Annotated in this window: 17 protein-coding genes and 1 tRNA gene; 6 read left to right on the top strand and 12 right to left on the bottom strand. The window is 71.9% G+C overall.

Translation table 11 applies throughout. The annotated features are described in order from the left end of the window. Positions 1–66: 66 nt before the first annotated feature. Positions 67–975 carry a hypothetical protein gene (locus tag ABCS02_RS08505; RefSeq protein ID WP_345835148.1) on the bottom strand — a complete coding sequence of 303 codons (909 nt, stop codon included), beginning with the start codon at positions 973–975 and terminating at the stop codon, positions 67–69. A 207-nt stretch (positions 976–1182) separates the two neighbouring features. Here ABCS02_RS08505 and ABCS02_RS08500 point away from each other — a divergent pair, with 207 nt between their 5' ends. Then, positions 1183–1734 (top strand): YceI family protein, encoded by a 552-nt coding sequence (locus ABCS02_RS08500; protein ID WP_345835147.1) that lies wholly within the window; start codon positions 1183–1185, stop codon positions 1732–1734. A gap of 70 nt (positions 1735–1804) precedes the next feature. Here ABCS02_RS08500 and ABCS02_RS08495 read toward each other — a convergent pair whose 3' ends face one another. The 6 genes from ABCS02_RS08495 to ABCS02_RS08470 all read right to left on the bottom strand — a co-directional run bounded on the left by ABCS02_RS08495 (position 1805) and on the right by ABCS02_RS08470 (position 10153). Further along, positions 1805–5197, bottom strand: a complete 3393-nt coding sequence (locus ABCS02_RS08495; protein ID WP_345835202.1) for an error-prone DNA polymerase — start codon at positions 5195–5197, stop codon at positions 1805–1807. Between the two features lie 108 nt (positions 5198–5305). Continuing rightward, positions 5306–6886: a DNA polymerase Y family protein gene (locus tag ABCS02_RS08490; RefSeq protein ID WP_345835146.1), complete on the bottom strand. Its 1581-nt coding sequence runs from the start codon at positions 6884–6886 to the stop codon at positions 5306–5308. After that, a complete protein-coding gene (locus tag ABCS02_RS08485) occupies positions 6887–7582 on the bottom strand; it encodes a hypothetical protein (RefSeq protein WP_345835145.1) in 696 nt (231 codons plus the stop codon). Positions 7583–7647: 65 nt separating this feature from the next. Continuing rightward, positions 7648–8871, bottom strand: coding sequence for a hypothetical protein (locus ABCS02_RS08480; protein ID WP_345835144.1), 1224 nt, complete (start codon positions 8869–8871; stop codon positions 7648–7650). Positions 8872–8934: 63 nt separating this feature from the next. Then, positions 8935–9780 (bottom strand): DUF3097 domain-containing protein, encoded by an 846-nt coding sequence (locus ABCS02_RS08475; protein WP_345835201.1) that lies wholly within the window; start codon positions 9778–9780, stop codon positions 8935–8937. A gap of 82 nt (positions 9781–9862) precedes the next feature. Then, positions 9863–10153, bottom strand: coding sequence for a DUF6504 family protein (locus ABCS02_RS08470; RefSeq protein WP_345835143.1), 291 nt, complete (start codon positions 10151–10153; stop codon positions 9863–9865). 164 nt (positions 10154–10317) lie between these two features. Here ABCS02_RS08470 and ABCS02_RS08465 point away from each other — a divergent pair, with 164 nt between their 5' ends. Genes ABCS02_RS08465 through ABCS02_RS08455 form a run of 3 tightly spaced genes read left to right on the top strand, consistent with a single transcriptional unit; the run spans position 10318 to position 11875 of the window. Next, positions 10318–10968, top strand: coding sequence for an NAD(P)H-dependent oxidoreductase (locus ABCS02_RS08465; protein ID WP_345835142.1), 651 nt, complete (start codon positions 10318–10320; stop codon positions 10966–10968). A 15-nt stretch (positions 10969–10983) separates the two neighbouring features. Then, positions 10984–11385 carry a helix-turn-helix domain-containing protein gene (locus ABCS02_RS08460; protein ID WP_345835141.1) on the top strand — a complete coding sequence of 134 codons (402 nt, stop codon included), beginning with the start codon at positions 10984–10986 and terminating at the stop codon, positions 11383–11385. A gap of 4 nt (positions 11386–11389) precedes the next feature. Beyond that, positions 11390–11875 (top strand): DUF1707 domain-containing protein, encoded by a 486-nt coding sequence (locus ABCS02_RS08455; protein ID WP_345835140.1) that lies wholly within the window; start codon positions 11390–11392, stop codon positions 11873–11875. 55 nt (positions 11876–11930) lie between these two features. On the opposite strand, the gene ABCS02_RS08450 is transcribed toward ABCS02_RS08455, so the two are convergent. The 4 genes from ABCS02_RS08450 to ABCS02_RS08435 all read right to left on the bottom strand — a co-directional run bounded on the left by ABCS02_RS08450 (position 11931) and on the right by ABCS02_RS08435 (position 15157). After that, entirely contained in the window at positions 11931–13031 is a 1101-nt protein-coding gene (locus tag ABCS02_RS08450; protein WP_345835139.1) for a VIT1/CCC1 transporter family protein, read from the bottom strand. Further along, the gene (locus ABCS02_RS08445; protein WP_345835138.1) at positions 13028–14008 is read right to left on the bottom strand and encodes a transcriptional regulator; all 981 of its coding nucleotides are present in this window, start codon (positions 14006–14008) and stop codon (positions 13028–13030) included. The genes ABCS02_RS08450 and ABCS02_RS08445 overlap by 4 nt, the downstream gene beginning before the upstream one ends. A 39-nt stretch (positions 14009–14047) precedes the next feature. After that, positions 14048–15016 carry a cation diffusion facilitator family transporter gene (locus ABCS02_RS08440; RefSeq protein ID WP_345835137.1) on the bottom strand — a complete coding sequence of 323 codons (969 nt, stop codon included), beginning with the start codon at positions 15014–15016 and terminating at the stop codon, positions 14048–14050. A gap of 56 nt (positions 15017–15072) precedes the next feature. Beyond that, a tRNA-Leu gene (locus ABCS02_RS08435) sits at positions 15073–15157 on the bottom strand. A 125-nt stretch (positions 15158–15282) separates the two neighbouring features. Here ABCS02_RS08435 and ABCS02_RS08430 point away from each other — a divergent pair. After that, on the top strand, positions 15283–16602 hold the full coding sequence (locus tag ABCS02_RS08430; protein ID WP_345835136.1) for a M20/M25/M40 family metallo-hydrolase: 1320 nt from the start codon (positions 15283–15285) through the stop codon (positions 16600–16602). A 10-nt stretch (positions 16603–16612) separates the two neighbouring features. Then, a complete protein-coding gene (locus tag ABCS02_RS08425; RefSeq protein ID WP_345835135.1) occupies positions 16613–17476 on the top strand; it encodes an undecaprenyl-diphosphate phosphatase in 864 nt (287 codons plus the stop codon). Positions 17477–17530: 54 nt separating this feature from the next. On the opposite strand, the gene ABCS02_RS08420 is transcribed toward ABCS02_RS08425, so the two are convergent. Beyond that, positions 17531–18472, bottom strand: coding sequence for a PAC2 family protein (locus ABCS02_RS08420; RefSeq protein WP_345835134.1), 942 nt, complete (start codon positions 18470–18472; stop codon positions 17531–17533).

Raw genomic sequence — 18472 nt, 5'->3', positions numbered from 1 at the left:
TCGTCGAGTGTGGGAAGTTCGATTGAACCATAGGGAGTGTAGCACCTGACATTGGAGAGCGAAATGTCAGTAGTCGATGAGCCAGGCCGCGCGGTAGGCCGGGAACCGGGGGAAGGTCCAGACGAAGATCGCGGTCCCGCCGGGGCTAGCGGCGGTCGAGCGCGTCGCCCGGACGGCGGGGACGACTTTCATCACCGTGAACCCGTCGCCCGTCGAGGTGCGCCCGGATTGGTGCGTTCCGCCGATGGGCATCCCGGAGAACGCGAAGCCGTCCTGTTTCTGCCAGACCAGGTTCGGGCTCGCCGTCGTGTGGGCCTCCATCCGCCAGTCGACGCCGCCGCGCAGGAACGCGGGATTGCCGAAGCCCCCGCCGAACAGCGTCCCCGTCGGGGTGAAGGTGTTCGAGGCGCCGGTCGAGGCGTATTGCCACGTGCCGGTCCAGGTGTCGGTGATCGTGCCGTCGTTGGCGATGGCGCGGACCCCGTGGGATGTCGTCGGCGTCAAGGTGTTGTACGACGACGTCACGCCGAACGGGGCGTTTCGCGCCATGTAGAAGAGCCCGTCGTCGAAGGTGACGGCGAGCGTGGTGGTGGCAGGCAGGTAGCCGGGCGCGCTGACTGTGATCGTGGTGGAGCCGTTGGTGTCGAGGCCGGTCACGGGGATCGTGACCAGGGCGGCGCCGCCGGTGGCGACGACGACGGGGCCGTCCACGACGCCGGGCGTTCCGTACCGGACCGAGACGCTGGCCGGAAGTTGCTCGCCCGGCGCCGGTGTGAGCTGGACGGCGAGGCGCGCGGTGTGACCGCTGCCGATCAGGTCCTCCGGGTCGAGGAAGGCGATGACGCCGGGGGTCGACGCGGCGTAGGCCGGGGAGGCGGTCGTGAGTGCGATGGCCGGGGCGGCCCAGGCGGCGGCGCCGACGATCGTCCGGCGTGTCGGGCGCGGATCCTGGCCGTTCGGGAAAGGTGTCGACATGGTCGGATTCTCCTCTGCATTCACATGGCATGAAACATAACAACAGTAAAAATTGTACGGATCGTGCGCTGATGCGCATCCGTCGCGAGGATGAGAATGGATGTCATGTCAACTTTTTTCGCCGAGTTCGGAATAGGCGCGGAATCCATGCGGTTGCATGTACCTGACAGCGTCCGACAGCGCAAGCTTCGAGCAAGGAGAAACCGAATGACCATCGACATCCCCGGATACAAGGCCGGCACCTGGACCATCGACCCCGCGCACAGCGAGGTGGGCTTCAGCATCCGCCACCTCATGATCAGCAAGGTCAAGGGCGTCTTCGAGAACTTCGACGCCACCTTCGTGACCGCAGAGAACCCGCTGGAGTCGACCGTCTCCGCGAAGGCCCACGTGGCCTCCATCAACACCAAGAACTCCGACCGCGACGCGCACCTGCGCACCGGCGACTTCTTCCTCGCCGAGGAGTTCCCGACCATCGACTTCGTCTCCACCGGCGTGCGCCACGAGGACGGCGAGTTCCTGGTCGACGGCGACCTCACGATCAAGGGCGTGACCAAGCCGGTCACCTTCGAGTTCGACTTCGGCGGCTTCGGCCAGGACCCGTACGGCAACTACAAGGCCGGCGCGACCGCGAAGACCAAGGTCAACCGTGAGGACTTCGGCCTCACCTACAATGCCGCGCTCGAGACCGGCGGCATGCTGCTCGGCGACGACGTCACCATCACCCTCGAGCTCCAGGCCGTGCTCGCACAGGCCTGACCCCCCTCTCTGAAGGGCACGTTGTTGTCACTTTTTCCCCGTGAAAGTGACAACGACGTGCCCTTCGGCGTTAACGGAAGTCGCGGGAGGTGGTGCGGATGGCGGTGTCCAGGGGCTCCAGGCGGTCGGCGATCACGTTGACCACGCCCTCCTCGCTGCGCTCCAGGATGCCGCGGATGATCATCGCGGGGGCCTGCCTGGCGACACGGCGGTAGCGGTTCCACACGCCGACGGGGCAGATGACGTTCACGAGGCCCGTCTCATCCTCCAGGTTGAGGAAGGTCACCCCCGCCGCCGTCGCCGGCCGCTGCCGGTGGGTGACCACGCCGCCCACCTCGATGCGCCGCCCCGACTCGGCGACCGAGAGCGTGTCCGCCGCCCGGACCCCGCGCGCCGTCAGTCCGGGGCGCAGGAAGCGGATCGGGTGGTCGTCGGTGGAGATCCCGGTGGCCCACAGGTCGCTCGCGAGCTGCTCGGCAGGGGAGAGCATCGGCAGCAGCGGCGGCTGCACCGTGATCGCGGTGCCCGCCAGGAACTCCGGGCGCTCCTGGGCGGCGTTGCCGGCCTCCCAGATCGCCTGCCGCGGGCTCAGCCCGAAGCCCTCGAAGGCGCCGGCCGCGGCGAGCGCCTCCAGCTGCGCCACCGTCAGCCCGACCCGGCGGGAGAGGTCGCTCAGGTCGCGGTAGGGCCCTGACGCCTCGCGCTCGGCCACGATCCGCCCCGCGAGCGTCTCGCCGATGGAGGTCACCCCGGCCAGGCCCAGCCGCACCGCGTGCCCGGCGTCGCGGCGGTGCGCGGCGAAGTCGAGCGGCACGGCGCGGTCGAAGCCGCCGACCGGGGGCTGGTCGTGCTCCAGGCACGGGTCGGTGCCGGTCGGTCCCTGCCGCGCCGGGTCGATCGCCTCCAGCAGCGGGAACACCCCGGAGAGCTGGATGTCGGGCCGGCGCACCACGACGCCGTGCCGGCGCGCGTCGGCCGTGAGCGTGCGCGGCGAGTAGAACCCCATCGGCTGCGCGCGCAGCAGCGCCGCGAGGAACGCGCCGGGGTAGTGCAGCTTCATCCACGAGCTGACGTAGACCAGCAGCGCGAAGCTGATCGCGTGACTCTCGGCGAAGCCGAAGTTGGCGAACGCCTCGATCTTCGCGTAGATCGCGTCGGCGTCGTCCCCGACGATCCCGTTGTGCGCCATCCCCTCGTAGAGCTTCGCCCGCAGCGCGCCGATCTTCTCGACCCCGCGCTTGGAGCCCATCGCCCGGCGGAGCAGGTCGGCGTCCTCCGCGGTGCAGTCGCCGACGGCGACGGCCATCTGCATGAGCTGCTCCTGAAACAGCGGAACGCCCAGCGTCCGCTCCAGCACCGGCTCCAGCGCGGGGTGCAGGTAGGTGACCGGCTCCTTCCCGAGCTTGCGGCGGATGTACGGGTGCACGGCGCCGCCCTGGATGGGGCCGGGCCGGATCAGCGCGATCTCGATCACGAGGTCGTAGAAGCTGCGCGGCTGCAGGCGCGGCAGCGTGCCGATCTGCGCACGGCTCTCCACCTGGAACACCCCGATCGAGTCGGCGCGGCACAGCATGTCGTAGACGCCGGCCTCCTCCTTCGGGATGCTGTCCAGCGTCCACGCCTCGCCGAGCGACGCCTCGATGGTGCGCATGGAGTAGTCGAGCGCGGAGAGCATCCCGAGCCCGAGCAGGTCGAACTTGACCAGGCCCATCCAGGCGCAGTCGTCCTTGTCCCACTGCAGCACGGTGCGGTTCTCCATGCGGGCGTGCTCGATCGGGCACACCTCGCCGACGGGCCGGTCGGTGAGCACCATCCCGCCGGAGTGGATGCCGAGGTGCCGAGGGAACTTCAGCACCTGCTGGGCCAGGTCGACCACGGCCTCCGGGATGTCGTGCTCGTCGGTGGTGGCGACCCGGCTCCACGAGTCGATCTGCTTGCTCCAGGCGTCCTGCTGCCCGGTGGAGTGGCCGAGCGCCTTCGCCATGTCGCGCACGGCGTTCTTGGGCCGGTAGGTGATGACGTTGGCGACCTGGGCGGCGTTGTGCCTGCCGTACTTGGCGTAGACGTACTGGATGACCTCCTCGCGGCGGTCGGAGTCGAAGTCGACGTCGATGTCCGGTTCCTCCTCGCGCATGGAGGAGAGGAAGCGCTCGAACGGCAGGTTGTACTTGATCGAGTCGACCGCCGTGATCCCGAGCAGGTAGACCACCGCCGAGTTCGCCGCCGAGCCGCGGCCCTGGCAGAGGATGCCGCGCTCGCGGGCGAACCGCACGATGTCGTGGACGATGAGGAAGTAGCCGGGGAAGTCCTTCGCCTCGATCACGTCGAGCTCGCGCTCGATGCGCTCCCGCTTGGCCGGGTCGCGGTCGAGGTCGGGATAGCGCTCTGCGGCGCCGCGCCAGGTGAGCTCGCGCAGCCAGCTCATCGGGGTGTGACCCTCCGGGACCTCCTGCTTCGGCAGCCGCGGCCGGGCGCTGCGCAGCCGGAACGCCAGGTCGTCGGCGATGTCCGCCGTGCGCTCCACGGCGCCGGGGTAGCGCGCGAACCTGGCGGCCATCTCCCGGCCGCTGCGCAGGTGGGCGGCGGCGGAGGCCGGCAGCCAGCCGTCCATCTCGTCCAGGCTGCGCCGGGCGCGCACCGCGGAGATCGCCGTCGCGAGCGGGTACTGGGCGGGCGTGGCGTAGTGGACGTTGTTGGTGGCGACGACCGGGAGGCCGAGCCGGCCGGCGATCCGGGCGAGCACGTCGTTGTCGGTGGTGTCGCGCGGGCCGCCCTGGTCGATCAGCTCCACCAGCACGTTGCCTGGGTCGAACAGCTCAGCCAGCCGGGCGACCTCCCGCTCGGCCGCCCGCTCGCCGTGCTCGGCCAGCGCGAGGCGCACGTCGCCCTTGCGGCAGCCGGTGAGCACCATCCACTCGCCGCCGGACTGCTCGGCGAGGCTCGGGAGGTCGTACACCGGCCGGCCCTTCTCCTCGCCGGCGAGCTGCCCGGCGGTGATGGCGGCGGCCAGCCGGTGGTAGCCGGACTGCTGCCGGGCGAGCAGGACGAGGTGGCTGCCCTCCGGGTCGGCCTCCCCGTTCTGCGGCCGGCTGAGCGAGAGCGACAGCTCAGCGCCGAACACGGTCTTCACGCGTTCGTAGGCCTCCGCGGCCTCGGCGAGCCGGACCACCCCGTACAGTCCGTCGTGGTCGGTGAGGGCGAGGCCGTGGAGGCGGAGCCGGGTCGCCTCCTCCAGCAGCTCCTCGGGCGCGCTGGCGCCGTCGAGGAAGCTGAAGGTGCTGTGCGCGTGCAGCTCGGCGTAGGGGACGTGGCCCTCGTCCGGTTCGTCGGACATGGGCTGCGCGACGTACTTCTGCCGCTTGCGCGACGACGGCCGCTCCGGCTGCTCCTGCTCGCTGACGCGCCGCCCGCTCAGCCGCCGCTCGAACTCGGCCCACGGGATCGGCGGGTTGTTCCAACCCATCACCCCCCGCGTCTCGGCGTCGCGGGGACGCAACACGCCGTCACTCGCCGGGGATTACGGCGTGTTGCGTCCCCTCGATGGCGGCGGAGGGGGCGGAGGAGGGGCGCGCTAGTCATAGCGGGCCTCGGCGAACCAGGCCGTGCCGGTCAGCGCGAGCAGCCAGGCCGTCCCGTCGGCGTCGACCAGCTGGAAGCGGTGCATGGCGCGGGCGAGCGTCGCATCCCACCAGCGCTCGCGCACCGGCCACGGGCCGGCCCAGGAGTCGACAGGGCGGGCATCGCGTGCCGAGCCTGTGGGGGAGAACGACGCGATCGGCGCGGTGACGTCGCCGCGGTCGGTGACCTCCACCGGCTCCCCGGACGCGCTCAGCACCGCCACCGGCCGCGGCACCTCGAACACCGTGGAGGGCGCCGGCGCAGGCAACGACCCCGGCCACGGCCGGTCGGAGCGGGCGACGCCCACCGGCCGGTCGCCCCACGGCACGAGCACTTGCCGGTCGGACAGCGCCCGGCCGCCGCCGATCGTCGCGGTGACGACGGCGTCGTGGCCGAGCATGCCCTGCACGCGGGTGAGGCCGTGGTGGATGCGCTCGTCCGCGCCGCCGCCCCACAGCCCGTCCTCGTGGTGGCCGATGTCGTCCACGGCCTCCGGCGCGACCGCGACCTTGGCGATCGGCGAGGCCAGCCCGGAGTCGATGGAGCCGGAGCCCTGCAGCTGCCAGCGCACCCGGTCGACCACGTCGGAGGCCGAGAACAGCCGGGGGTGCTGCCAGCTGCGCTCGCTCACCCGGCCGCGCTCGTCGGTGACCTCGATGCGCAGCGACGTGCACACCAGCCCGGCCTTGGTGAGCCCGGCCACGAACTGCTCGGCCGTGCCGCGGAACGCGAACGTCACCTGGTCGACCCGGTCGAGGGGAGGCTCGAACTCGATCGCGCGGTCCAGGACCTTCGGCGGGGTGCGCGGCACCACGGCGGCGCCGTCCATCCCGCTGGCGAGGTCGTGGGCGTGCTCGCCGCGCTCCCCGAACCGCTCCCGGACGTCCAGCCGGTCGAGCCGCGCCAGGTCGCCGAGGGTGCGCAGGCCCAGCCGGCGCAGCAGCGGGGTGAGCTCGGTGAGGCCTAGCTGGGCGACCGGCAGCGGGGCGAGGAAGGCGGGGGAGCCGCCGGGTGGGACGACGCGAACGCGGGGTGCGGTCTGCGCGATCCCGGTGGAGCGCGCCGCCTGCTCGGCGGCGAACGGCCCGTCGGCGATCCCGATCCGCACGTCCCCGAGCGCGAGGCCGAGCTCGTCCTCCAGCGTCTCCAGGCAGCGCAGCAGCTCGGCGGCCGCGGCCTCCTCGCCGCCGTAGTAGCGCGCAGGACCGCGCGCCCGCAGCACGCAGGTGCCCGGCCGCACCGCCTGGACGCCCGGCGTGATCTCCTCGATGGCGGTCAGCACAGGCTCGAAGGCGCGCGCGTCCAGCACCGGGTCGTAGAGGACGATCTCCAGCTGCGGGCAGCGCGACTGCGCCTCCCTGACCCGCAGCCCCCGGGTGACGCCGTCGGCGCGGGCGTGGGAGGAGCAGGCGAACACCATCCCCTTCTCGACCAGCGCCAGCGGCACGTCCGCCGGCAGCTCCAGGCGCTGCCGTGCGGCGATGACCGGCCAGTCGGGGCACCAGAGCACGATCGCGCGGGTGACCTGCCGCATCTAGCTCACCGCCTCCAGCCGCGTGGGCGCGGAGGCGCGGAACGTCTCGTCCACCGCGGGCAGCCAGAGCTCGGCCCTGCGCCGCGGCCCCGCCCCGCCGCGCGGCGCGGCCTCCACCGTCACCCGCCGGGAGGAGAGGTAGCCCGCGCCGGCGCCCAGGCCGTCCCAGCCGCTGCGGACGACGGAGAGCGCCGCCTCCGCCTGCGGCCAGTCGCCGGCGACGACGAGCGTGGCCTCCCGCTGCCGCAGCCGCGCGGTCAGCCGGGCGACGTCGCCGCTCTTCGGCCGCTCCGGGGGCGCGACGGCGATCACGCCGAGCACGTCGGCCATCGCGGCGGTGACCGTCAGCCATTGCGGCCCGGGATGCGGCACCAGCACGAGCCGCTCCAGGTCGATGCCGAACCGCCCGGCGGCCTCCGCCCCGAAGTCGGGCATCCCGACCACCCCGCACCAGGCGCCCGCGGCGCTCGGCCCGGCGAGCATCGCCATCAGGAGCGTGGTGGAGCCGTGCACCGTGTAGGCGGCGCCGGCCTTGAGCGCCCCGCCGGGCAGCAGCGCGGCGAGCGCGGGATGGGTCTCCAGCGTCCGCGCGTCGAGCTTCGTCGCCTGCATCTGGCGGATGCGCGACTGCAGCTCATGCACCTGCGCCCGGTCGGCGACCGGGTCGGGGAAGGCGGGTGCCACGGCAAGGGACATACCTCTATTTTCGAACACATGTTCGAATACCGCAAATGTATTCTGATGCGCTGAAGTGCGCGCGATCAGACCGCGTAGAGCCGGCGGGACTGGACGATGTCGGGCAGGTTGTACCGCTCCCAGTTCTCCCGCTTCACAAAGTACGAGTGGTCGAAGTAGCCCTCCCGCCGCCGCCAGTGCACCATCACGGGGAAGTGCGGAAGCTTCTGCGGGTCGAACTTCAGCCGGCTCGTCCAGTGCCGGGTGCCGTCAGCCAGCACGACGAGGTCCAGCCGGGTCCGCATCACGACCACGCCGCCCACCTTCGCCCGGATGGCCGCCCACTCGACGTCCGGCCGCTCGATGGCCGGGGTGTGCAGCAGCACGAGGAGCCGGATCCCCTGGCCCGCGGCGGCCGCCGACAGCGCCACGTTGCCGCCGTGGCTGTGCGCGAAGACCGTGTCCAGCCGGTCGTTCTGCGGCGAGACCCGGCGGGTCCAGACCGGGAGGTCGGCGGCGCCCTGCCCACGGTCCGCGTCCGAGTAGCCGCCGTTCCACATGAAGTAGTCAGGCCGGGAGTCGTACAGGTCGTCCCTGACCCGATCCCGGAGGAAGTCGTGCATCGGCGACCCCGGCACGTACCAGCCGTCGTCCTCCGCGACGAGACCCCAGGTGCCGTGGATGGTCGTGCTCACGCTCGCCCCGAGCGGCACAGGGGCGGTCGGTCCGGGCCCCGGCACGGGCGCCGGCCCCGGCTCCGGCACCGGCTCCGGCCCGAGCGCGGCGAGCGCGATCCCGCGCTCCAGTTCGTCGGAGGAGCCCGCGGCCGCGCTCAGGAGCTCGGCGCTGACCCGGAGCTCACCCCGCGACAGTCCCAGGAGCGAGGCCGCCGCGGCGGCGGCCTCGACCCCTCCCGCGCGCTGGCGCAGGTTGAGCAGGGCGAGCAGCACCTCCGGGCGGCGCGTGCCGTCGACCTCCTGCCACAGCAGCGACGCCGTCTCCGAGCTGCCCGGACCTCCGTCGAAGCCGGGCAGGCCCCGGTCGGCGAGCGCGATGTCGGTCGACTCGTCGAGCCGCTCCTGCGCGTACCGAACGGAGTCGACCTCCTTGCCTGCCGCAGCGAGCTGCGGGATCGCCAGCTCATCGCCCTCGTCCTGGAGCGCGGCCGCGGCCGCCGGGCTCCCGAACGCGTAGGTCGCCATCCCGAGGTACTGCGCCGCCCGCGACGCCAGCGCCGATGGCAGCTCGCTCTCGAAGGCCTCGACGCCAGGAAGCGGTTCGAGCTCGTCTGCCAGGTCGACGTCGGACACGTGGGACCCCCTCGTTTCGAGGCAGGATAGCGCCGCCGGAACCGACGGTGGAAGTGCCCGCCCCTACCGCGCCACCGGCTCCGTCACGAAGTCGATCAGCCGCTCCACCCGCCCGAGCAGCTCCGGCTCCAGGTCGGCGAACGTCCGCACCCGGCCGAGGATGAGCTTCCAGGCCCGCGCGATGTCCGCCTGCGTCTCGTGCGGCAGCCCGAGCGCCTCGCAGATCCCGTGCTTCCACTCGATGGAACGGGGGATGGCCGGCCAGGCCTCCAGCCCGACCCGCGCGGGCTTCACGGCCTGCCAGATGTCGATGTAGGGGTGGCCGACCACGAGTACGTGCGCGCCGAACGGCCCGCCGGCGACCTTCTCGGCGATCCGGCTCTCCTTGGACCCGGGGACCAGGTGGTCGACCAGCACGCCGACGCGGCGGCCGCGGTCCGGCGCGAACTCGCGCACGATCGCGTCCAGGTCGTCCACCCCCTCCAGGTACTCCACGACGACGCCCTCCACCCGGAGGTCGTCACCCCAGACCCGCTCCACCAGCTCGGCGTCGTGGCGGCCCTCCACGAAGATGCGGCTGGCGCGGGCGACGCGCGCCTTCTGCTCGCCGACCGCGAAGGACCCGGAGGCCGTGCGCCCACGCCCGGCCGGGGCGCGGCTCGGCACGACGAGCCGCACGGGCTCCCCGTCGATCAGGAAGGAGGCACTGAGGGGGAACACGCGCTTCGCCCCGAAGTAGTCCTCCAACTCGACGGTCTGCGCCTCCAGCCGCACGATCGCCCCGCAGAACCCGGTGCCGGCCTCCTCGACCACGAGGTCGCGCACGGCCTCCACGGTCGGAATGGTCTTGCGGCCGGCGTTCTTCCAGTCGGAGGCCAGCACATCGGAGCCGTAGCGGTCGTCGTCCATCACGTTGAAGGAGGGTAGGGGATGGGCGGGGTGGGGTGGGGGAGGCTCCCCGGGTGAGGGCGGGATGCGCGCCCCACCCGCCTCAATCGAAGATCCGCACCAGCCGCCAGCTCCGGTCGTCCGCGTCGTGCCGCACGTCGAACACGTGCGCCACCCCGCCGTCGCTGGTCGCCTGGAACCGCCAGCCGCCGATCTCCCGCGGCAGCGCGCCGACACCGTATCGGTGCTCGCCGAAGGGGCGCCACCACGCGCAGATCTCCGCCCACACTGTCGGGGTGTCGCTCACCCGGTAGCGCGTGGAGCGCCAGACCAGGCGGGTCGGGATGCCGTCCTCGGTGGTCCACACGGCCACCGCCTCGTCGATGTCGGTCATGGGCTCGGGTTCCTCTCGAATCGAACATATGTTCGAAATGCAAGTGTAAACCTGTCCGCTGACGCACGCACCCGGCAGTACCCCGGGGCACAAAAAAGTGCCTGGTTCCCTTTTTCTTTCGTTGCTGCAAACATGGAGGTCGCTGAAATACCGAAAGGAAGAATATGCCCGCCATCCTCCATGTGAACGCCAGTCCGCGCGCCGCCCACAGTCAGTCGCTGGCACTGGCCGAAACGTTCCTGGATGCCGTCGCCGAGCACGCGCCGGCTGTCGAGATCATCACCCTCGATCTCTTCGATCGCGGCGCATTGCCCGAATTCGGGATTGCCGCCGCCCAGGCGAAGATGGCGATCTTCACCGGCAACGACCAGACGGAGGAGCAGAGGGCCGCGTGGGCCGACGCGCGAGCCGTGTTCGACCAGTTCGCGAACGCGGACGGATACGTCTTCAACATCCCGATGTGGAACGCCGGCATCCCATACGTGCTCAAACAGTGGATCGACATCGTCACCCAGCCGGGCTGGAGCTTCGGGTTCGACCCCTCGGCAGGATATTCGGGCCTCATGGCCGGGAAGAAGGCCGTGGCGATCCATACCTCAGGCGTCTTCGCCCCGGGCGTGCCACCGGCGTTCGGCTCGGACTTCTCGGTGCCGTTCTTCGAGGATTGGCTCTCGTTCGTCGGTGTCACCGATGCCGATCATGTGAGGTTCGCCCCCACGGTACTCAACCAGGACCCCGAGCAGGCTCGTCGCGCCGCCGAACGCGAACTCCGGGCCCTGGTCGGCGATTTCAGCGCTCACGTCACGCTGGCGTAGGCCGCGAGTACCGACGTGAACGACGGAGACGATGGGGACCCTCGGGAGCTCGGTGACTGTTCTGCTCGACAGCTCCTGGCGGCGATCAGCAGCAAATGGGTGACGCTGGTCCTGCTCGCGCTGTCGAGCGACGACCTGCGGCACAGCGAGCTGCGCCGGCGCATCGGCGCCAGCCAGAAGATGCTGACCGCCACGCTGAGGGCTTTGGAGCGGGATGGACTCGTGCGACGGACTGTGACGCCGAGCGTGCCGCCCCGAACCGACTACGGCCTGACGGAGCGCGGCGCCTCGCTGCTCCCCGTGCTGGAGTCGATGAAGGCCTGGGCGGAGGCGAACATGGACGACGTCGCCGAGAGCAGGCGGCTGAATGATGAAGCCAAAGCCGGGTCCACGGTGATCGTCCCCCTGCCATACTGACCGCATGACAGACTTCGGGGATCCGTCGAACGCGTCGCTGCGCCTCAGCCACGACGAACGGGAGCGCGCCGTCGCCGCGCTGCAGTCGCACGCCACGCAGGGGAGGCTGAGCGAGGCCGAGCTGGAGGCGCGGGTCGCCGCCGCGCGGTCGGCGGTCACGCGCGGCGACCTCCAGCCGTTGTTCTCCGACCTCCCGGGCGTGCTGCGCCTGGATGGCGACGGCGCCGCACCGAGCGCCCCGGCCGCCGCCGCGTGGCAGGCGTCCCAGCCGGGGCCGAGCCCGTGGGGCTACCCGCCGGCGCCGGGCGAGCACGGCCGGCCGGTCACCCGCTGGGGGCTGCTCGTCGTCTCGATCATGCCGTTCGTCGCGGTCATCCTGTTCTTCGTGACCGGGATGGCCTGGGGCTACGCGTACAGCTGGCTGTGGTTCCTGCTCATCCCGCTCGCCGGCGCGCTCGTGTACGGCGTCGATGGGGGCCGGAGGCGCTGACATTCGGCACGAATGGCGGCTCTCGCGCCGTCATTCGCGCCATTCGGCACGAATGTCAGCCGACGGTCGCGCCGAACAGCAGTCCCAGTAGGTACGTCGCGGCCGCCGCGCCGTAGCCGATCGCGAGCTGCCGCAGCGCGCGCTTCAGCGGCGACGCGCCCGACAGCAGGCCGACGATCGCGCCGGTCCCGAGCAGCACCAGGCCGACGAGGACGGCGGCCACCACGATCGCGGCGGTGCCGGTCAGTCCGAAGATGAACGGCAGGATCGGGATGAGCGCACCGGAGGCGAAGAAGCAGAAGCTCGACACGGCGGCGCTCCAGCCGTTGCCGACGGCCTCGTGGTCGTCCTCCACGGCGCCGGGCACCGCGACCGGCGACGTGTACGCACCGAGCGTCGTCAGCACCTCGTGGGCGTGCTCCTGTGCCTCCGCCTGGTCCATGCCGCGCGCCCGGTAGACGAGCGTGAGCTCGTTCGCGTCCACGTCGAGGTGGGACAGTGCCGAGCTGGTCGCCGGGTTCGGGCTGGAGGCCTCCAGCAGCTCGCGCTGCGACCGCACGGACACGTACTCGCCCGCGCCCATCGACAGCGCGCCGGCGAGGAGGCCGGAGACGCCGGTGAGCAGCACGACGTGGCTCGGGACGCCGCTCGCGGCCACACCGAGGACGAGCGCCAGGTTACTGACCAGGCCGTCGTTGGCGCCGAACACGGCCGCGCGGAACGTCCCGGAGAGCCGCTGCCGGCCGCGGGCGGCGAGCGCGCGCACGACCTCCTCGTGCACCTGCTCGTCCGCCGCCATCTGCGGCGTGGCGTCGGCGTCGTCTGCGTACGGCGAGCGCGCCTCCGCCCGCTGCGCGAGCGCGAGCACGAACACCGAGCCGAACCGGCGGGCCAGGAAGCCGAGCATCCTGGTGCGGATGTCGCCCCGCAGCGGGCGGCCGACCTGATCGCCGAGGAGGTCGACCCAGTGCTGCTCGTGGCGGCGCTCGGCCTCCGCGAGCGCCAGCAGGATCTCCCGCTCCTCGCCCTCGCGGCGGCCGGCGAGGTCGCGGTAGACGGCGGCCTCCGCACGCTCGTCTGCAAGGTACTGGCGCCAGCGCTTGATGTCGGTGTGCGTCGGGGTGCGCGGGACGGGGGAGGGCTCGGGGGTGCTCATCGGGTGACGAGTCTACCGGCGGCCGCGAAACGGTCGCCCCAGACGGCGGCCAGCTCGCGGACCTCGGGAGGCCCCTCGATCGTGAACGGCGCGGCGACCGCGGCCAGCCCGAACAGCGCCCACTCGGGGGAGTCCGCGGTGATCCGGACGCGGGTGCGCGCCGTGCCGTCCGCCGCCGCGGCCTGAGGCGAGGCCTCCGCCCAGCGCCCGATGGCCTTCTCCACGTCGGCGAGCGGAGCCGCGATCACGGCGTCCACGACGAGGGACTCCACCGCCCCGGCGAGCGACTCGCGCACGTACTCGGCGGCGTCGGCCGCCGGCAGCGTCCGCGGCCGGAACCGCGCCCCGGTCGGCCGCGGCTCGGCCATCCGGTCGAGCCGGAAGCTGCGCCAGTCGAACCGGCCGAGGTCGTACGCGACGAGGTACCAGCGCCGCCCGACCGACACCAGCCGGTGCGGCTCCACCGTGCGCTCCGAGGCGTCCCCGTCTCGCCGCACGTACGAGAAGACCAGCCGCTCCTCGTCGCGGCAGGCCTGGGCGACGACGGTGAGCAGCTCGGCGTCGACCACGGGGCCGGGCCGCAGCTCGGAGGCGAGCGTGGCGACGCGGAGGGCGTCCACCCGGCGGCGCAGGCGCGGCGGCATGACCTGCACCACCTTGGCCAGCGCACGGACGGACGCGTCCGCGACCCCGGCGACACCGCTCTGCGCGGCGGCGCGCAGACCGACCGCGAGCGCCACGGCCTCCTCGTCGTCGACCACGAGCGGCGGCAGGGAGGCACCGGCGGCGAGCTGATAGCCGCCGGCGACGCCGCGCGTGGCGTCGACCGGATAGCCGAGGTCGCGCAGCCGCTCCACGTCGCGCCGGAGCGTGCGCGGCGACACCTCCAGACGGTCGGCGAGCTCCTGGCCCGGCCAATACCGGTGCGTCTGCAGGAGCGACAGGAGTTGGAGGGTGCGCGAACCGGTGCTGGCCATGCGCCCAGTCTGCCGTGTTAACCGGTCAGGATGTGGCCGCTATCGCAGGTCGTCCGTGTCGGAGTCCCGCGGGAGGAGGGCGGGGGCGCCGCGCTGGGACAGGGTCAGCACCGCCTCCGCGACGTGCTCGTTGCGCTCCAGCGACTGCGCGACCGCGTACAGGTCGTCGGCGACGTCCGCCTCCCGGTCGTCGCCCACCAGGTCGACGGCCGCGACCAGGAACACCCGCTCCGGTCCCACATACTCCAGGTGCAGGTAGGTGACCCGCTCGACCTCGGGGTGCTGGAGGATCGCGGTGAGCGCCGCCTGCTGCACCCGGTCCGGAGCCGGCTCGCCGAGCAGGAAGCGGCGGTTCCGGTCGATGAGCACGACCGCGACGACCGCCAGCAGGATGCCGACCAGGATGGAGCCGACCGCGTCGTACACCGCGTTGCGGGTGAGCTCGTGCAGCAGCACCCCGAGGAAGGCGATCACGAGCCCGATCAGCGCGGCGGCGTCCTCCGCGAAGACTGCGCGCAGCGTCGGGTTCGACGTGCTGAGCACGTGTTCCAGCGTCCCGGTGTCGCGCTCGGCCGCCATCGACCTGGCCTGGCGGAAGGACTGGGCGAACGAGATGCCCTCGAACACGAAGGCCACGGCGAGCACGATGTAGTTGATGAGGTAGTCGCTGTCGGGCTCCCCGGTGCCGAGCTGCGAGAACCCGTGCAGGATCGACACGACGGCTCCCGCCGTGAACAGCCCGACGGCGGCGAAGAGCGACCAGACGTACGCCTCCCGGCCGTAACCGCTGGGGTGGAGGTCGTCGCTCGGCCGGCCCGCGCGCCGCTCGGCCTGCAGCAGGAAGACCTCGTTCCCGGCATCCGCCCAGGAGTGCGCGGCCTCCGCCACCATCGACGCGGACCCGGTGATGATCGCCGCGACCGTCTTCGCGAGCGCGACCACGATGTTGGCGCCGAGCGCGAGCAGCACAGTGAACAGACTCTCCCCGGAGCGCTTACGGTTCGCCATGCCCGCCACACTACGACTGAAGGCCCCGATCTTTCGATCGGGGCCTTTGTCGTCGGTGTCCGAGGGGGGACTTGAACCCCCACGCCCTATACGGGCACTAGCACCTCAAGCTAGCGCGTCTGCCATTTCCGCCACCCGGACGGGTGTTTTCCGGCCGCCGAAGCTTCCGGCTGCCGAAGAAAGACATTAGCACGAAACCGACTTCCGCTCTGACATCGTCGCGCACCCCGGGCGTGGCGGGACGGGCCGCCCGGTAGCGTGGGGGGATGACCGACTCCACCGACACCGCCGCGTCCGGGCTGGACGAGACCGCGATCATCGCGCGCGACCTGATCCGCTTCGACACCACCAACTACGGCGAGGGCCGGTCCAACGGCGAGACCGAGGCCGCCGAGTACGTGGAGGCGCGGCTGAGCGCGATGGGCCTGTCCCCGCAGCTCTTCGAGTCCGACCCCGGCCGCACCAGCGTGGTCGCCCGGGTGCAGGGGCGCAACCCCGCCAAGCCCGCCCTCGTGGTGCACGGCCACCTCGACGTCGTCCCCGCCGACCCGCGCAACTGGTCGGTCGACCCGTTCGGCGGCGTCGTCAAGGACGGCCTGCTCTGGGGCCGCGGCGCGGTCGACATGAAGAACATGGACGCGATGATCCTGACCGCGGTCGGCGACATCCTGGCCGCAGGGGAGCAGCCCGAGCGCGACCTGGTGCTCGCCTTCTTCGCCGACGAGGAGGACGGCGGCCGGCGCGGCTCGCACTTCCTGGTGGAGACCCAGCCGCAGCTCTTCGCCGGCGCCACGGAGGCCATCAGCGAGGTCGGCGGCTACTCCATCGACCTCGGCGGACAGCGCGCCTACCTGCTGCAGACCGGCGAGAAGTCCCTGGTCTGGATCAAGCTGATCGCCCGCGGCCGCGCCGCGCACGGCTCCCGCCTCATCCGCGAGAACGCGATCACCCGGCTCGCCGAGGCCGTCCTCGCGATCGGCCGGCGCGAGTGGCCGATCCAGCTCACCGACACCACGTCCCGGCTGATCGCCGAGCTCGGCCGGCTGCTCGACGTCGATCCGGAGCGGGTCGGCCCCGACGAGGTGGTGCTGCGCACCGGCACCGCGGCGGGCTTCATCCTCGCGACCCTGCGCGCCACCAGCAACCCGACGCTCCTGGACGCCGGCTACAAGCACAATGTCATCCCCGACACGGCGGAGGCGCTCATCGACATCCGCACCCTGCCCGGCGACGAGGACCGCGTGCTCGCCGAGGTCCGCGAGCTGGTCGGCGACGACGTGGAGGTGCAGATCATGCACCGCGACATCGGCCTGGAGGCGGAGTTCGGCGGCGACCTGGTCGACGCCATCACCGGCACCCTGGAGCGGCACGATCCGGGCGCTCCCGTGCTGCCGTACCTGCTCTCCGGGGGCACCGACAACAAGGCGCTCAGCCTGCTCGGGATCACCGGCTACGGCTTCGCGCCGCTGCGACTGCCGAGCGACCTCGACTTCCCCGGGATGTTCCACGGGGTCGACGAGCGGGTCCCGCTGGAGGCACTAGTGTTCGGCAGGTCCGTCCTGCGCGACCTGCTGCGCAGCTACTGAAAGAGCCTTCGTGGAATTCCTCAACGCCCTGATCCTGGGTGTCGTCCAGGGACTCACCGAGTTCCTGCCGATCTCCTCCAGCGCCCACATCCGCATCGTCGGGACGCTGCTGGGGACCGGCGCAGACCCCGGCGCCCGCTTCACCGCGATCATCCAGCTCGGCACGGAGGCCGCCGTGCTGCTGTACTTCTGGCGCGACATCGCCCGTATCGTCACTCGCTGGTTCCAGGCCCTCCTCGGCCGCATCCCGCGCAACGACCCCGACGCGCGGATGGGCTGGCTGGTCATCGTCGGCAGCGTCCCGATCGTGGTGCTCGGCCTGCTGTTCCAGGACGCGATCGAGACCACCTTCCGGTCGCTCTGGATCGTGGCGACGACCCTCTTCGTGTTCGGCGTCCTGCTCGGGATCGCAGACTGGGTGGGAGCGAAGACCCGCCGCCTGCGCGAGCTCACCTGGGGCCACGGCATCATCTTCGGTTTCGCCCAGGCGCTCGCCCTCATCCCCGGCGTCTCGCGCTCGGGCGGCACGATCACGGCCGGGCTGTTCATGGGCTACCAGCGCCGCGCGGCCGCGCGGTACTCGTTCCTGCTTGCCATCCCCGCGGTCTTCGGCAGCGGCCTCTACCAGCTCTACAAGGCGTTCAAGGAGCCGTGCACCGCGGCACTCGAAGCCGCGGGCACCTGCACCGCGGAGGTCTTCGGCCCCGTCGAGACGGCCGCCGCGACGGTCGTCGCCTTCGCGGTCGGGCTCGTCGTGATCGCCTTCTTCATGGGCTACATCTCGCGGCGCAGCTTCCTGCCGTTCGTGATCTACCGCATCGCGCTCGGCGTGCTGCTGATGATCCTGCTCGGCACAGGCGTGCTGGCCGCCTGACGCCGTCCCGACACGCCCGGGGAGCCGGAGCGGCCGGGTGAATTCACGCGGGAATCAGCCCCGGCGCGGGTCGTCGCCCGCCTTGCCGTCGCGTCCGTCCCTGCCGTCGCGCCCGTCGCCGCGGCGGCGGAGGTAGCGCTCGAACTCCTGCGCGATCGCCTCGCCGCTCGCCTCGGGGGAGTCGACGGTGTCGCGCGCCTGCTCCAGCTGCTGGATGTAGGCGGCCATCTCCTCGTCGTCGGAGGCGAGCGCGTCGATCCCCGCCTCCCAGGCCGCGGCCTCCTCGACCAGCGCCCCGCGCGGGATGGTGACGTCGACCAGCTCCTCCAGCTTGTCGATGAGCGCCAGCACGGCCTTCGGGCTCGGCGCGTTGTGCACGTAGTGCGGCACGGACGCCCAGATCGAGACGGTCGGGATGCCGACGTCCTCCGCCCCCTCGGCGAGCGCGCTGAGGATGCCGACCGGCCCCTCGTAGGTGGAGCGCTCGATCCCGAGCTCGGCCCGGACGGCGGCGGACTCGCTGGTGGCGAAGACGGAGATCGGGCGGGTGTGAGGGACGTCGGCGAGCATCGCGCCGAGGAAGACGATCACGCCGATGTCCTCGGCGAGCGCCGCGTCCATGATCTCGGCGGTGAAGCTCTTCCAGCTCCGCGACGGCTCCGTGCCGAGCAGCAGGAAGATGTTGCCCGCGTTGTCGCCGGTCACGTCCAGCTCGGCGTCGCCCGCGAGCGCGTCGCCGACGCGGCCGGGGCGCGCAGGGCCCATCACGACAGCGGACGGCCAGACCAGGCGTCGGCGGCCGTCATCATCGGTGACGACCGGACGGTTGAACTGGAAGTCGAAGTAGAGCTCCGGGTCCACCTCGGCGATCGGGACGACGTCGAGCTGCTCCTTGAGCGTCTTGACGGCGCCGCTCGCCGCTTCGCCTGCGTCGTTCCATCCTTCGAAGGCCACCACCAGGATGCGCCCGCCGAGGATGTTCTTCGCGTCAGTCAC

The organism is Microbacterium sp. X-17 (assembly GCF_039615055.1).
The sequence above is the reverse complement of the archived record's forward strand: the minus strand, read 5'-3'. Positions and strand labels throughout refer to the sequence as shown.